The organism is Quadrisphaera granulorum, assembly GCF_003149145.1.
Lineage (GTDB): Bacteria > Actinomycetota > Actinomycetes > Actinomycetales > Quadrisphaeraceae > Quadrisphaera > Quadrisphaera granulorum.
The window spans coordinates 152,308-166,483 of the sequence record NZ_QGDQ01000007.1 but is presented as its reverse complement, the minus strand read 5'-3'; the positions used below and the strand labels follow the sequence as shown (position 1 = coordinate 166,483).

General features: G+C 73.3%; 13 protein-coding genes and 1 pseudogene. 7 read left to right on the top strand and 7 right to left on the bottom strand.

All coding sequences use genetic code 11. The features are described from left to right. Positions 1-106: 106 nt before the first annotated feature. Together BXY45_RS07870 and BXY45_RS07865 are read right to left on the bottom strand one after the other, a co-directional pair. Positions 107-538, bottom strand: a complete 432-nt coding sequence (locus BXY45_RS07870) for a nucleotidyl cyclase domain-containing protein (protein WP_109773791.1) — start codon at positions 536-538, stop codon at positions 107-109. Between the two features lie 18 nt (positions 539-556). Then, entirely contained in the window at positions 557-2,158 is a 1,602-nt protein-coding gene (locus tag BXY45_RS07865) for a xylulokinase (RefSeq protein ID WP_109773790.1), read from the bottom strand. A gap of 109 nt (positions 2,159-2,267) precedes the next feature. Here BXY45_RS07865 and BXY45_RS07860 point away from each other — a divergent pair, with 109 nt between their 5' ends. After that, a complete protein-coding gene (locus BXY45_RS07860) occupies positions 2,268-2,939 on the top strand; it encodes a hypothetical protein (protein ID WP_109773765.1) in 672 nt (223 codons plus the stop codon). A gap of 170 nt (positions 2,940-3,109) precedes the next feature. After that, positions 3,110-4,660 (top strand): PepSY-associated TM helix domain-containing protein, encoded by a 1,551-nt coding sequence (locus BXY45_RS07855; RefSeq protein ID WP_211319337.1) that lies wholly within the window; start codon positions 3,110-3,112, stop codon positions 4,658-4,660. A gap of 15 nt (positions 4,661-4,675) precedes the next feature. On the opposite strand, the gene BXY45_RS07850 is transcribed toward BXY45_RS07855, so the two are convergent. Then, complete coding sequence (locus BXY45_RS07850; protein WP_170131372.1) at positions 4,676-4,960, bottom strand: alpha/beta hydrolase fold domain-containing protein; 285 nt, start codon at positions 4,958-4,960, stop codon at positions 4,676-4,678. Positions 4,961-5,075: 115 nt separating this feature from the next. Then, positions 5,076-6,344 (bottom strand): IS256 family transposase, encoded by a 1,269-nt coding sequence (locus BXY45_RS07845; protein ID WP_109773763.1) that lies wholly within the window; start codon positions 6,342-6,344, stop codon positions 5,076-5,078. Between the two features lie 203 nt (positions 6,345-6,547). Here BXY45_RS07845 and BXY45_RS07840 point away from each other — a divergent pair. From BXY45_RS07840 to BXY45_RS07830, 4 genes and pseudogenes are all read left to right on the top strand, one after another. Beyond that, a pseudogene (locus BXY45_RS07840) lies at positions 6,548-7,533 on the top strand (NAD-dependent epimerase/dehydratase family protein). A gap of 123 nt (positions 7,534-7,656) precedes the next feature. Then, positions 7,657-8,454, top strand: a complete 798-nt coding sequence (locus BXY45_RS24140) for a Tar ligand binding domain-containing protein (RefSeq protein WP_245961693.1) — start codon at positions 7,657-7,659, stop codon at positions 8,452-8,454. A gap of 99 nt (positions 8,455-8,553) precedes the next feature. Continuing rightward, positions 8,554-9,237, top strand: coding sequence for a methyl-accepting chemotaxis protein (locus BXY45_RS24135; RefSeq protein WP_245961692.1), 684 nt, complete (start codon positions 8,554-8,556; stop codon positions 9,235-9,237). Positions 9,238-9,393: 156 nt separating this feature from the next. Then, positions 9,394-9,804 carry a hypothetical protein gene (locus BXY45_RS07830; protein WP_109773762.1) on the top strand — a complete coding sequence of 137 codons (411 nt, stop codon included), beginning with the start codon at positions 9,394-9,396 and terminating at the stop codon, positions 9,802-9,804. 284 nt (positions 9,805-10,088) lie between these two features. Here BXY45_RS07830 and larC read toward each other — a convergent pair whose 3' ends face one another. From larC to larE, 3 genes are read right to left on the bottom strand one after another with little or no spacing between them, the layout of a single operon-like run. After that, positions 10,089-11,351, bottom strand: coding sequence for a nickel pincer cofactor biosynthesis protein LarC (gene larC / locus BXY45_RS07825; protein WP_109773761.1), 1,263 nt, complete (start codon positions 11,349-11,351; stop codon positions 10,089-10,091). Then, positions 11,348-12,040, bottom strand: a complete 693-nt coding sequence (larB, locus tag BXY45_RS07820) for a nickel pincer cofactor biosynthesis protein LarB (protein ID WP_109773788.1) — start codon at positions 12,038-12,040, stop codon at positions 11,348-11,350. Before larB ends, larC begins: the two co-directional genes overlap by 4 nt. Before the next feature lie 46 nt (positions 12,041-12,086). Continuing rightward, positions 12,087-12,965, bottom strand: coding sequence for an ATP-dependent sacrificial sulfur transferase LarE (larE, locus tag BXY45_RS07815; protein WP_109773760.1), 879 nt, complete (start codon positions 12,963-12,965; stop codon positions 12,087-12,089). Between the two features lie 93 nt (positions 12,966-13,058). On the opposite strand from larE, the gene BXY45_RS07810 reads away from it, so the two are divergent. After that, the gene (locus tag BXY45_RS07810) at positions 13,059-14,126 is read left to right on the top strand and encodes a LacI family DNA-binding transcriptional regulator (protein WP_109773759.1); all 1,068 of its coding nucleotides are present in this window, start codon (positions 13,059-13,061) and stop codon (positions 14,124-14,126) included. Positions 14,127-14,176: the final 50 nt, after the last annotated feature.

Sequence of the window (14,176 nt, the reverse complement as noted above, 5' to 3'; positions counted from 1 at the left end):
TCCAGGCCGGCTTCTTCGGCGTGGATGGCGTAGTCGGCTAGCTGGGCGGGGTCGAACTGCTCGGCGGAGGCCTTGTAGCCCAGCTTCAGCTCACGACGCTCATCACTCATGCACCGATCCTGGCCCCTGGCGCACCGCTCTGCGAGGGCGCCCCCGCGGGGCCGGAGCTGCGGCAGAACCGGTTCCTCCCCGCGTGCTTGGCCTGGTACAGGCCCTGGTCGGCCTGGTCGACGAGGCAGGCCAGCACCTCCGAGGGCTCGTGCGCGAGTACGTCGACGGCCTGGACGGAGGCGGTGCCGATGCTGATGGTGACCCGAGGCAGGCCGGGGATGTCCCGCTGCTCCACCGCCGCGAGCAGACGCTCGGCCACAGCGTCCGCGGCGGCAGCGTCGTTCCACGAGCCGATGACCGCCGCCGACTCACCCATCCCCTGGCGATTGAGCACACCGGTCAGCGCATCGGTACGCGCGAGCTGCTCCGCTCTGGCCTGGGCGGCGTGCACTGCGCGGGCAAGGACGTGGACGACGACGACCGGCATGAGCGTGCACACGACGGGTCAGGAGTGCTCGACGGCGGCGCGCTCCACCGGGAGGGCCGCGACATACCGGCGCAGGTAGGCGTCGAAGCCGGCGACGTCGTCGTCGTCGGGCTCGAGCGTCTGGAGCTGCGCGTCGGCGAAGACGGCCTCGTTCAGGTATGCGGCCAGGCCGCGCTGCTCGGCACCACCCGTGCGTGCCGCGGTGAAGGCCGCCAGGACGGCGATGCCCCACGCGCCCCCCTCGGCGGCGACGTCGCCTACCGACACGGGGGTGTCGATCGCGGCGGCGAGGTGACGCTGCGCGACGCCCTTCGTGCCGAACACCCCGCCGTGGGCGAACATCCGGTCTAGGCGCACGCCCTCGGCGGTGAGCACGTCCATGCCGATCCGCAGCGTCGCGAACGCCGCGTAGATCTGGGTGCGCATGAACGTCGACAGGTCGAAGGGGCTGCCGGGCGTGCGCAGGAAGAGCGGCCGCCCCTCCTCCAGGTCGGTGATGGGCTCACCGGAGAGGTAGTTGTAGGCGAGCATGCCGCCGCCGTCCGCGGCGCCGTCGAGGGAGGCCTCGAAGAGGGTGCGGAAGACGTCTGCGTCGTCGAGCGGGGAGCCGGCAGCTGCGGCGAACTGCTGGAACAGCCGCGCCCAGGCGTTGAGCTCGGAGGCGCCGTTGTTGCAGTGGACCATCGCCACGGGGTCTCCGGCGGGGGTGGTCACGAGGTCGAGCTCGCGGTGGACCTGCGAGAGCGGCCCCTCGAGCACGACCATCGCGAAGATCGAGGTGCCGGCGCTGATGTTGCCGGTGCGCGGAGCCACCGACCCGGTGGCCACCATGCCGGTGCCAGCGTCGCCCTCAGGGGGGCATAGCGGGGCGCCGGGCTGCAGCGTGCCGCTCGGGTCGAGCAGACGGGCACCGGCCTCGGTGAGGTGGCCGGCCACCTCACCGGCGGACAGCACCCGCGGCAGCACGTCGGACAGCTGGCCGGTGAACCCCGCGTCGGTCAGGACGCGCTGGGCGCTGGCCAGGCGGGCGGCGTCGTAGGTGCCGGTGGTGCTGTCGATGGGGAAGACGCCGCTCGCGTCACCGACGCCGAGCACGTGCTCACCGCTCAGCGCGTGGTGGACATAGCCGGCCAGCGTGGTAGCCGTGGCCAGGCGCGGCAGGTGCTCCTCGCCGTCGAGCACCGCCTGGTGCAGGTGGGCGATCGACCAGCGGTGCGGCACGTTGAAGTCGAGGGCGGCGGACAGCTGCTCGACCGCGGCGCCGGTGTGGGTGTTGCGCCAGGTGCGGAACGGGACCAGCAGCTCGCCGTCGGCGTTGAGGGCGAGGTAGCCGTGCATCATGGCCGAGACGCCCAGGCCCGCCAGATGCGTCAGCTCGACGCCGTGCTCCTCCCGCACGAAAGCTGCGACCTGGGCGTAGGCGTCCTGCAGACCGGTGCGGACGGCATCGACGGAGTATGTCCATAGCTTGTCGACCAGCTGGTTCTCCCAGGTGTGGCCGCCGGTGGCCAGCACCTCGTGGCCGGGTCCGATGAGTACGGCCTTGATGCGCGTCGAGCCGAACTCGATGCCGAGCACGGCGCGTCCCTCAGTGATCTTCGTCGATGACCTCGTCGCCACGAGCACAGCCTGCCCGACCCATGAGAGCGTTCACACCGCGGGGCCGCTGTGGGGGCGCCGATCCCGCGGATCAACCCGGCCGCGGCCGCGGCTCCGCTAGCGTCGTCGCGTGGACGACCCGCGGACCGGCGCGCTGCGCGCGGCCCGCGGCCTCGCGCTGGCCCTCGCCGTCGTCGCCATCGCCGCCGCAGCGCACCTGCTCGGAGGCGGGCAGCTCCCGCCCCCGCTTCTGCTGGCCGGGGTGGTCGTGGCCGCGGCCTGCGTCGGCCACGCCCTCACCGCCCGCCGCCTCAGCGCTGCCGCGGCGCTCGCCGCGCTCGGAACGGGCCAGGTGGTGCTGCACTCGGCCTTCGAGCTCCTGGCCCCGGGGGCTGGTGGTGCGCCCGGCGCGCCATCGGCGTCGGCGCTGGCGGCGGTGGGCGCCCACGCGCACCGCGGTGAGCACGCGGCGAGACCCGACCTCGCCGGCGTGCACCTGGCCGGAGCGGCTGGTGGCGCCGGGAGCGGCCACGACACCGCGCTCATGCTCGTGGCGCACGTCGCGGCGACGGTCCTGACCGCCGCCGCGCTGGCCGGCACCGACCGCTCCCTGTGGCTGTTGCGGGCCTGGCTCGCTCCGCTGGCGCTGCTCATCGCGGTGCGTGCGCCCCTCGTGCACGCCGGCGGGGAAGGCCTGCGGGCGCCCGCCGCCGACGCGCTCCTCGCCCCGCCCCACCAGCCGGCACTGTGCAGCACCACCTCGCGCCGCGGTCCGCCCCGCCCGGTCCTCGCGCCGGCCTGACCGCTCCCACCCGTCGCGGGTGCGCGGTCCCGCCCGTCGCGCCGTCCGACCACCGCTGACCCCGACGACGACCCCGACGACGACCCCGACGTCGACCTCGATGACGACGACGCCTGCCACGCGCCGGCTGCTGCGCCGACGGGGGGTCGCCGCACGCCCGGAGGACCCCCGTGACCGCCTCAGACCTCACCCCGCCGACCCACCGCCCTGCCGGCGCCGCCACTGGAGCCACTGCCGCCACCTTCTCTGCCATCTCCTCCGCCGCTGTGCCGTCGGCGTGGTCACGGCTGCGCCCGCTGGTGCTGCGGCTGCACTTCTTCGCCGGGGTGCTCGTCGCCCCGTTCATCCTCGTGGCCGCGGTCACGGGCGGCCTGTACGCCACGGCGCCGCAGGTGGAGCAGGTCGTCTACGGCCACGAGCTGCACGTGGCGCCGTCCGCCACCGCCCTCCCGCTGGACGCTCAGATCGGTGCCGCCCTCGCCGCACGGGGCGCCGGCAGCGAGAGCGCGCTGGTCGCCGTCCGCCCAGCACCCACCCCGTCGGACACCACCCGCGTGCTGCTCAGCGACCCCTCGCTGGGGGAGCCCTACCGGCTGGCCGTCTTCGTCGACCCCGGCACCGGGGAGGTCCGGGGGCAGCTGCCCGTCTACGGCACGTCCGGCTCGCTGCCGCTGCGCGCCTGGGTGAGCGAGTTGCACCGCAACCTCCACCTGGGGGAGCCGGGTCGGGTCTACAGCGAGCTGGCCGCCTCGTGGCTGGCGGTGCTGGCCGTCTCCGGCCTGGCGCTGTGGACGACGCGGCGGGTCACCGCCCACCGCCTCGGGCGGACCCTGCTGCTGGAGCGCGGCACCACGGGCCGCACCCGCACGCGGTCGCTCCACGGCGTCACCGGGACGTGGATGCTCCTGGGGCTGCTGGCTCTCTCCGCCACGGGCCTGACGTGGTCGACCTACGCGGGGGAACGCGTCACCGCGCTGCGCTCCGCCCTGTCCTGGGAGACCCCGACCGTCGACACCGCCCTCCCCGCCGCTGCGGCGGGGACGTCACAGGGCCCGGCCACCGGACCGGCCGCAGGGCACGAGGACCACACCTTGATGGCGGGAAAGGCGGGTGCTGAGCCGTCGTCGCCCACCGGGGCGTCCCTGGCCGCCAACGCCACCGCGGTGCTCGCCGCCGCACGCGCCGCGGGCCTGGACTCCGCCCAGGTGGAGGTGAAGCTGCCTGCCGACGCGAGCTCCACGTGGAAGGTCGACGAGGTGCACCGCAGCTGGCCCGAGCAGGTCGGCAGCGCGGCGGTCATGCTCGGTGCGCCGCTGGTGGACGACGGTGCCCCGAGCGCGCACGTGGTCGATGTCGTGACGTTCGCCGACTACCCGTTCATGGCCAAGATGGCGCGCTGGGGCATCGACGCCCACTCCGGGAGCCTGTTCGGCCTCGCCAACCAGCTGGTCCTGCTCGCGCTGGCAGCGGGCATCGCCACGTCGGTGGTCTGGGGCTACCGGATATGGTGGCAGCGCCGGCCCGATAGGTCCACCCGCTGGGGCGTGGGTCGTCCGGCGCCGCGCGGAGCGCACCGGTGGCTGCCGCTGCCGGCGCTCGTCGTCGTCCTCGTGGTGACGGCCGCGGTGGCGTGGGCCCTGCCGGTGCTCGGCGTCAGCCTGGTGCTGTTCCTGCTGGCCGACGCGGTCACTGGAGCCGTGGTGAGGGCGCGCACCTCCTGAGAGCGGGAGAAGCGGTCAGGCGGAGGGCTGGGGCGCTGACAGCTCGGCGCACCAGCGCGTGAAGCCCTCCACGAGGAACGCGGTGGCCTCGCGGCTCACCCGCGCCCGCGGCGCCATGAGGTCGAACGCGTGGAAGCAGCCGGGGTAGACGCGGCTCTCCACCGGCACGCCCGCCTCGCGCAGGCGCTCGGTCCAGGTGACCACCTCGTCGTGGAACGGCTCGGCGTCGCCGACGAACGTCAGCACCGGCGGAAGCCCGCGCAGGTCCTCGGCCCGCGCGGGCGCCGCCGTGGCGGGCACGTAGGCGCTGCCGCGCAGCGGGCCGAGGCGGGCACGAAGGCGCTGCCGCGCAACGGGCGGTTACGTCCCCTGTAGTGGTGTAGATCGTTCTCGCCGTGCAGGTCAGCTTCGCTGATCATGCGCTCATGGCGGCTCCGGTGTCGATACCGACGGGGCCGTTCGTGGCGACGATCTCCGACTGGGGCAGGGCGGTGACGTTGGCCCCGTTCAGCGCGGCCATCGACGCCTCCGACAGGTAGCGCCGGTCCCCTGCGGCCCACTCATCGTGGGCCTCGATCAGCACACAGCTGGTCAGGCGCAGCAGGGCAGCGTCGTTGGGGAAGACCCCGACCACGTCGGTGCGGCGCTTGACCTCCTTGTTCAGCCGTTCCAGCGGGTTGGTGGACCAGATCTTCTTCCAGTGACAGCCCGGGAAGGCGGTGAAGGCCAGCACGTCCTCCCGGGCGGCGTCCATCACCGCCGCCACCTTCGGGTGCGTCGACGCGAACGTGCTCGCGACGGAGTCCCACTGACTCATCACGCCGGCGGCGGACGGCTGGGCGAACACCGTGCGGAACGCGGCGCTGACGACCTCACCGTCGGCCTTGGCCACATGCGCCAGCAAGTTCCTGGCGAAGTGGACCCGGCACCTCTGCCAGCTGGCCCCGGACATCGACTTCGCGATGGCTCTCTTCAGCCCCTCGTGGGCATCGCTGATCACCAGCTGCACCCCGCCCAGTCCGCGCCGCTTCAAGCCCGTCAGGAACGCCTTCCAGAACGCCTCGTCTTCGCTGTCACCGACGTCCACGCCCAGGACCTCGCGGTGGCCTTCGCTGGTCACGCCGGTCGCGATGACCACCGCACGACTGAGGACGCGGTGGTTCACGCGGGCCTTGCAGTAGGTGGCGTCCAAGAAGACGTAGGGGTAGGCCTGCTCACCCAGTGGCCGGGTCCGGAAGGCAGCGACCTCGGTGTCCAGGTCCGCGCAGATCCGCGACACCTCCGACTTCGAGATCCCGCTGGCCACACCCAGGGCGGCGACCAGGTCGTCGACCTTGCGGGTGGAGACCCCGTGGACGTAGGCCTCAGCCACCACCGCGAACAGAGCGACGTCGATGCGCCGTCGCCGCTCCAACAGGCTCGGGTAGAAGGTGCCGGTGCGCAGCTTGGGGATGCGCAGGTTCAGGTCCCCGGCGGTAGTGGAGAAGGTCTTGGGGCGGGTGCCGTTGCGCCGCGCGGTGCGGTCTTCGGTGCGCTCGTAGCGACCGGCGCCGATGGTCGCGGTCGCTTCGGCGTCGATGAGCTTCTGCAGGGCGTCTTCGGTGATGCGGCGGATGCGGTCGTTCTCGGTCGCGTCGTGCAGTTCCGCGAGCAGGGTGAGCAGGGCAGAGTGGTCCTCGGTCATCGCGCGCTTGTGTCCTTGCTGTGAGTTCCTTGGCGGGTTCTCACTGACCATCGCGCGGTGACCGCTCAACTTGATCGCTTCGTCGTCGTCACCGTGGACGACCTCGTATTGATCACCGGGAGCGGCTCCGGGATTTACACCACTCCACGGGACGTGACTTTCCGGGACTGTCAGGCGGACAGGGTGAGGCGCATGGCCACCCCTTGCGCATCCTCTTCATCGGCGGCACCGGGATCATCAGCTCCGCTGCGTTCGCGCTCGCCGTCGAGCGCGGCCACGAGCTGCACGTCCTCAACCGCAGCGCCACCTCGCTGCGCCCGCTGCCGGAGCAGGCCGTGCAGCACACCGCTGACGTCCGCGACCCCGCCGGCGCGCGCGAGGCCCTGGGAGACCTGGAGTTCGACGCCGTCGTCGACTGGCTCTCCTTCACGCCCGACCACGTGCGCACCGCCACCGACCTCGTGCGCGGCCGCACCGGCCAGTACGTCTTCATCTCCAGCGCCTCGGCCTACCAGACCCCGCCGGAGCGGCTCCCGGTCACCGAGTCGACGCCGCTGCGCAACCCCTTCTGGCAGTACTCGCGGGACAAGATCGCCTGCGAGGAACTCCTCACCGCCCTGTACCGGCAGGAGGGGTACCCGATGACGGTGGTGCGCCCGTCGCACACCTACGACCGCACGCTCGTGCCCTTCGACGGCGGCTGGTCGTTCGTGGAGCGGATGCGGCGCGGGCAGCCCGTCGTCGTCCCCGGAGACGGCACGTCGCCGTGGACCCTGACCCACCACACCGACTTCGCCGGGGCGCTCCTGCCGCTGCTCGCCCAGCCGCGGGCGCTGGGCGAGGCCTTCCACATCACCGGGACGACGCCTGGGCGTGGGACCAGATCGCCCGCGTGCTGGCGCGCGCCGCCGGCGTGGCCGACCCCGAGCTCGTGCACGTGCCCTCGGACGCCATCAACGCCGTCGACCGCGAGTGGGGCGCCGGTCTGCTCAGCGACAAGGGCCACTCGATGGTTTTCGACAACAGCAAGGTGAAGTCGATGGCGCCCGGGTGGCGTGCGTTGGTGCCGTTCGAGCGCGGCGCGGAGGAGATCGTCGCCTGGTACGACGCCGACCCCGTGCGCCGTGCCCTCGACGAGCGCTGGAACGGGGTGAGCGACGGCTTGGTGGAGCGCTTCCGGGTCCGCTGACGGTGGGCTGGCGGTCGACCGGGGGCCGTCTCCCCATGTCGATCACGACCTGGGGCGAAAGTCCTCATGATCCTCGGTTGATGGTCTGGAGGTCATTCGCCAGCCCCCGCAACGGGAGACACCGTGCTCGCTCGCCTGCGCGACCTCAGGGTTGCCACCAAGCTCTTCGCCACCTTCGGCGTCGTCTGCGTCCTGCTGCTGACCGTGCTCGGCATCGGGGTGCAGCGCCTGGCGCAGGCGCAGGCGCAGCTCGACGACATGTACTCCGGCAACCTCGCCTCCCTGGAGGCGCTGGACGCCACCCGCCTGGACATCCAGCTCATGCGCCAGGACACCTCCCGCGCGCGGGCTGGCATCAACGACCCGAAGACTCTGAAGCTCGCCCTGGACGGCAACACCGAACACGAGGCCGCGCTCGACAAAGACTGGAAGCGTTACGACGCCGGCTCGACCGCCGCCCAGCGTGCCGCGGCATGGGAGCTGGTCGGCCAGTGGCGGGAGCAGCGCAAGGCGCTCTTCACCTTCGCCCAGGTGGGCGACAACGCGGGCTACGGCAAGCACCGTGACGAGGTCGTCTCACCTCTGACCACCCAGATCGGGAAGGCCATGGACGGCCTGTACGCAGCGGAGCTCGCCGACGGCGCTGCCGCGTCGAAGGCCGGTGCCGCCGCGTTCCGCAGCGCCATGGCCCTGATGGTCGGCGCAGCCGTCGTCGCCCTCGCGATCGCCGTCACCACGGCCGTGGTCCTGGCGCGCTCCATCTCCCGCCCGCTCACCCGCGTGCTCGACGTGGTCAGGGGTCTGGCAGAGGGGCGCCTCGACCAGCGCACCGGGATTACTAGCAGGGATGAGGTCGGGCAGCTGGCTACCGCCGCCGACAAGTCGGTGGCGAACCTCGCCGAGGTGGTCCGCACCATCTAGACCCGCGCCGACGACCTGACCCGCGCCTCCGAGGGCCTGACCGGCGTCTCGGCGCAGCTGTCCGCCGGTGCGGAGGAGTCTTCGGTGTAGGCCAACCTCGTGGCCGCGGCCTCGGAGGAGATCTCCTCCTCCATGTCGACGATCGCCGCGGCGGGAGAGCAGATGACCTCCGCCATCGGCGAGATCGCCTCCTCCACGGCCACCGCGGCCCAGACCGCCGCTGACGCCGTGGCCACCGCGCGCGAGGCCGACGCGATCCTCGCCCGGCTGGGCAGCTCCAGCCGGGAGATCGGCGAGGTGGTCAAGCTCATCACCTCCATCGCCGAGCAGACCAACCTCCTCGCGCTGAACGCCACCATCGAGGCCGCCCGCGCCAGAGAGCTCTGCAAGGGCTTCGCCGTCGTCGCCGGAGAGGTCAAGGAGCTGGCGCGTCAGACGGCGCAGGCCACTGACGAGATCGTCGGCAAGGTCTCCGCCACGCAGGCGGACGCCGCTGACGCGACAACGGCGATCTCCCAGATCAGCGAGGTCAACGGCCGCATCGACGCGCTGCGGGCGACGGTGGCCTCGGCGGTGGAGGAGCAGCCGGCGACGACGGCGGAGATGGTGCGCTCAGTGAGCGAGGTGTCCTCGGGAACGCGCGAGATCAGCGCCAACATCGTCGGTGTGGCGACGGCGGCTCGTGAGACCACCGCCAGCGCCCAGTCCACGACGACCACCGCGGATGACCTGCAGCGCACCGCGCGTGAGCCGCGTGAGTCGGTCGCGGCGTTCAGGCTCTGACAGCGCTGATCGATCCATCTCGCTGGCTCGTCCGCCCGCTCGTCCGGAGAGACTCCGACGGGCGTGCCCGCGCCTTACGGTGTAAAACGAGGTGGTCGCTGATGACCGGCGGCGGCGACGCAGCGCCGCCGCACGGCTCCAGACCAGGAGGCCGCTGTGGCCCGCACCATGTCGTACTCGTCCCGCTCGCTGGCGCAACGCCGCGCCATCCCCCCGCGATTCGTGGCCGCCGGCGTCGGCCTTGTGCTCGTCGTGGCCAGTGGCCTGCTCGTCCTCGCCCCCGTCCTGGGGCTGGTAGGCGCTGCCGCCAGCGCGGGTCCGGTGCTGTCTGTGCCTGTCGGGTCGATCACGGCGGTGGTCGTGCTCGGCTACCTCCTGGCCCTCGGGCTACTCGTCGCGGCCGCCGTCTCCCGGCAGACGTTGCTCGCGTGGACCCTCGCGGTGGTGGCCTGGCTGGTGTCGCTGGCGGCGTCGGTGTGGCCGATCATCGCCACCGCCGACCAGGCCGTGGATCGCGTCCGCGACATCTGGCCGTGGATCATGCAGCTGGTGCAGCAGGTTCCCTGACCGCTCTCCGCTTGGGATTCTCCGTCGCGAACCCCGACCGTGATCATGGATGCCCGCCACCCCAGCGTGTGACAACGGACGTGCAGAAGTCCGGCGGACATCTCTCTGAGGGGGCCTCGGCGGACTTCTGCACGTCGGGCGTCACGCCGCCCTCACTCTGAACGTGCCGCCGAGCATGCAGAACCCCGCCGAAGTCGCCTCCAACCGACTCCGGCGGCACTTCTGCGTGCTGGGCGGGACAGCAGCCGTGCAGAACTTCCTTGATCGTCGCGGGTAGGGGTGGGTTAGGGGTGGGGGCGGAGCTGGGCGCCGGATGGCGGGGGGCTCCCGGCCGCCCAGCCGGCGGCGTGCGCCGCTGCTCGGGCCGCGGTCAGCACGTGGCGCTCGGGCAGCCCCAGCGCCGCGGCGGCCCTCGCGACCGCATCGAACTCCGGCTCCACCTGGCGGACGACGTCGTCGTCGTAACCCACCTTCACCGCCACGGAGTGGCCCTCGACGACGACGTCGAGCCACCCGCGCGACAACGCCCGCTGCCAGCAGGCCCGGCGCCGCACGCCGAGCGTGGAGGTGGTGGCGAACATCTCGCGCTCGAGGGGGTCGGCGAGGTCGGGGGCGCACAGCACGGTGAGCACGTGCGCCGGGCGGCCCTTCTTCATGAGTACCGGCACCAGCCACGCGTCGCGGGCACCGGCGTCGAGCAGGCGGGCGAGCACGCCGGGCCACAGGCGCGGGTCGAGGTCGTCGACGTTGGTGGCCAGCTCCACGAGCTCGACCAGCCCCGTCGACCCTGTCGGCGCTCCCGTCGCTGTCGGCGCTGCTGTCGCGAGCGCGCCGAGCACGACGCGCGTGGTGTTGGGGCGCCCCGGGGTGTCGCGGGTGCCGGCGCCGACGCCCACCGCCGTGGGGACCAGCGCGGGCAGGTCCTCGTCGCGCTCGGCCAGCACCGCCAGCAGCGCCATCCCGGTCGGCGTGGTCAGCTCGCCCTCGCCGCCCGCCAGGACGCGACGCCCCAGCGACAGCTCCGCCACCGCGGGCACCGGCACCGGGATGGACCCGTGGGCGGCGCGCACGCGCCCGGAGCCCAGCGCCACGGGGCCGGCGCTGGCGCTGGTGACGCCGAGGGAGTGCAGGGCCGCGCACACCCCGACGACGTCGGCGATGGAGTCGAGCGCGCCCACCTCGTGGAAGTGCACGTCAGCGGGGTCGGTGCCGTGGGTCCGAGCCTCGGCGCGGGCGAGGCGCTCGAAGACGGCGTGGGCGTCGGCGCGCACGCGCTCCGGCAGCGGTGCCCGGTCGGCCCCGGCGAGCATCGCGGCGATCGTCGTCCACGTGCGGTGCGGGGGGTCGTCGACGCGCACCTCGACGTCGGCCTTGGTCGCGCGCTGACCCGCGCGGGTCACGGTGCGGGTGGTGACGGCGACGTCGTCGCCGAGCACCGACGCCACCGCCGCCTGCACGGCCGGCAGCGACGCGCCCGCGTCGAGCAGGGCGCCCAGCAGCATGTCTCCGGCGACCCCGGCCGAGGGGTCGATCCACGCGTGCGTCACCGGCTGGGCTCCGGCGCGGCGATCTGCGCGGCGAGGTGACCGGCGCCGTAGCCGTTGTCGATGTTCACCACGCTCACACCCGGTGCGCACGCGTTGAGCATCGTCAGCAGCGCAGCGACCCCGCCGAAGGCGGCCCCGTAGCCCACCGACGTCGGCAGGCCGATGACGGGCGCGGACACCAGCCCCGCGACGACGCTCGGCAGCGCGCCGTCCATCCCCGCGGCGACGACGGCGACGCGCGCCCGGCGCAGCAGCTCCAGCTTCGACAGCACGCGGTGCAACCCGGCGACTCCCACGTCGACCACCAGCTCGCTCGGTCGTCCGAGGTAGCGGGCGGTGAGGTGGGCCTCGCGGGCCACGGGCAGGTCGGACGTGCCCGCGGCGAGGACGACGACGAGCCCGCCCGTCGGCGCCGGCGGCTGCGGGGGCCACGCGAGCAGACGCGCCGCGGGGTCGTGCGCGGCGTCGGGCAGCGCCGCGAGCACGGCGGCGGCGTGGTCGTCGTCGGCGCGGCTGAAGAGGGTGGTGACGTCGGGCCGTTCCGCCACGGCCGCGGCGATCGCGCCGACCTGCGCGGCGGTCTTGCCGGCGCAGTACACCGCCTCGGGGAAGCCGCGGCGGGCCGTGCGCTCGAGGTCGAGCTCGGCGAACGCGCTCGCGTCGCCCTGCGCGAGCCGGGCGGCGCGCACGTCGTCGTCGTCCTTCTCCACCGTGGCAGAGGTCGTGGCAGAGGTCTCAGCCACGCGGCACCAGGGCCAGGGTGAAGGCGCCCGACTGCATCCCGCCCAGGTCGAGCGCGGCGAACCGGAAGCCGGCGCTCCGCACGGCTGCGCGGACCTGCTCGCGCAGTGGCGATGTGGCCGCTCGCACGAGGTCTTCCACCGGCAGTTCGATCCGGGCGACCTCGCCGTGGTGGCGCACCCGCGAGTCGGCGAACCCCAGCGCGCGCAGCGCGGCCTCCGCGGCCTCCACCTGCGCCAGCTTCTCCGGGGTGACCTCGGAGCCGTGAGGGATGCGTGAGGCGAGGCAGGGCGCGGCCGGCTTGTCAGCGCAGGGCAGGGCCCACGAGCGCGCCAGCGCGCGCACCGCGGCCTTGTCCAGGCCGGCGTCGGCGAGGGGACGTAGCACGCGGTGGTCGGTGGCGGCGCGGGAGCCGGGACGGTCGGAACGGCTTGCGTCGTCGGCGTTCTCGCCGTAGGCGACAGCATCCAGCCGGTGGGCGGTGACCAGCTCGTCGTCGAGGGTGGTGAACAGCTCGTCCTTACAGTGGAAGCACCTGTCGGGGCCGTTGGCGCGGTACTCCGCGCGCTCGCCCTCGCGGGTGGTCACCTCCACCAGCTGCGCACCGATGTGCTCGGCGACGGCGTGCGCGGCACGTCGTTCGTCGGCGGCCAGACTGGGGGAGACGCCCAGCACCGCCACGACGCGGTCGGCACCGAGGGTGCGGACCGCTGCCGCGAGCAGCACCGAGGAGTCGACGCCGCCGGAGAACGCGACGCCGAGCCGACCGCCGCCACCGCGACCATCGCCGACCGCCGCGGCCAGCGCATCGGCCAGCGGCGTCGGCACCGCGTGCTCGAGGGTGCGCCCGAGGGTGACTGCCTGCTGTGCCATGGCTCCACCCAACACCCGGGTGACCGGTGAGCCGCGAGGGGTTGCCAGGAGTTGCTAGCGTCCCTGACCAGCAGGCCTGGAGGGAATGCGCAGATGGGGTACGGCGAAGGCGCCGAGGTCACGATCTACGACGTCGCCGCCGCGGCGGGGGTCGCGGCCTCCACCGTCTCGCGCGCGCTGAGCAAGCCGGGACGGGTCAGCTTCAAGACCGCAGAGCACGTACGGCAGGTCGCCGCGGAGCTGGGCTACCGATCGGCGCGCATCGAGGTGCCGATGGCGCAGCGAGGCACCGGTGTGGTGGCGATGGTCGTCGCCGACATCGCCAACCCGGTGTTCGTCGGCATGGTCCGCGGCGCCGAGCGGGCTGCGGCCCAGCACGACCTCACGCTCGCCATCATCGAGACGCAGGAGTCGGTGGCGGCCGAGCAGAGGGCGATCGAGCGGTTGGAAGCAACGGTCGACGGCTTCCTGCTGGCGTCGTCCCGGCTCACCGACCAGGCGATCCGCGCCGTCGCGAAGCGGCGCTCGGTCGTCGTCCTCAACCGGACCGTGGGGTCGGTGACGTCGGTGGTCAGCGACAACGTGCGCGCCATCAAGAAGGCCGTCGAGCACCTCGTGGAGCTCGGGCACACCTCCATCGCCTACCTCGCCGGTCCGGAGGCGTCCTACGCCGACGGCATGCGCTGGCGCGGTCTCAAGGAGGCCGGGGTGGAGCTCGACCTGCGTGTCGTGCGTGTCGGGCCGCACCTGCCGACGCTGCGCGGGGGAGGCGCGGCCGCGGCTGCGTGGCAGCAGCGCCCGACCACCGCCGTCATCGCCTACAACGACCTCATGGCCATCGGGTTCATCAAGGCCGTCACCGCAGCCGGACGGCGCGTGCCGGCTGACGTCAGCGTGGTGGGGTTCGACAACATCGTCGACGCCGAGATCGTGCGGCCGCCGCTGACCACCATCGCCGCGCCGCTGGTGGACATCGGGTCCGCTGCCGTCGCCCACCTGGCGTCCACCCGGCGGGGAGCTGCTCGCTCCAGCGCACCCGACGGCACGGGCGGTGAGCCGCTGCTGCTGCCCGCGTGGCTCGTGGTGCGCGCCTCGACGGGGCCTGCTGCGGGAGCCCGGGAGCGGGGCGCGGCACGGGTCCGCCCGGTCCACCAGAGGTAGTCCAGGAACCCCACCAGAGGTAGCTTAAGCCGGTCTGAACTGCGGCGATG

Bases quoted from the DNA above. Each gene is read 5' to 3' on its own strand.
- BXY45_RS07870 (WP_109773791.1), bottom strand. From the start codon at position 538: ATGCCGGTCGTCGTCGTCCACGTCCTTGCCCGCGCAGTGCACGCCGCC.
- BXY45_RS07845 (WP_109773763.1), bottom strand. From the start codon at position 6,344: ATGACCGAGGACCACTCTGCCCTGCTCACCCTGCTCGCGGAACTGCAC.
- larE (WP_109773760.1), bottom strand. From the start codon at position 12,965: ATGGCACAGCAGGCAGTCACCCTCGGGCGCACCCTCGAGCACGCGGTG.
- BXY45_RS07810 (WP_109773759.1), top strand. From the start codon at position 13,059: ATGGGGTACGGCGAAGGCGCCGAGGTCACGATCTACGACGTCGCCGCC.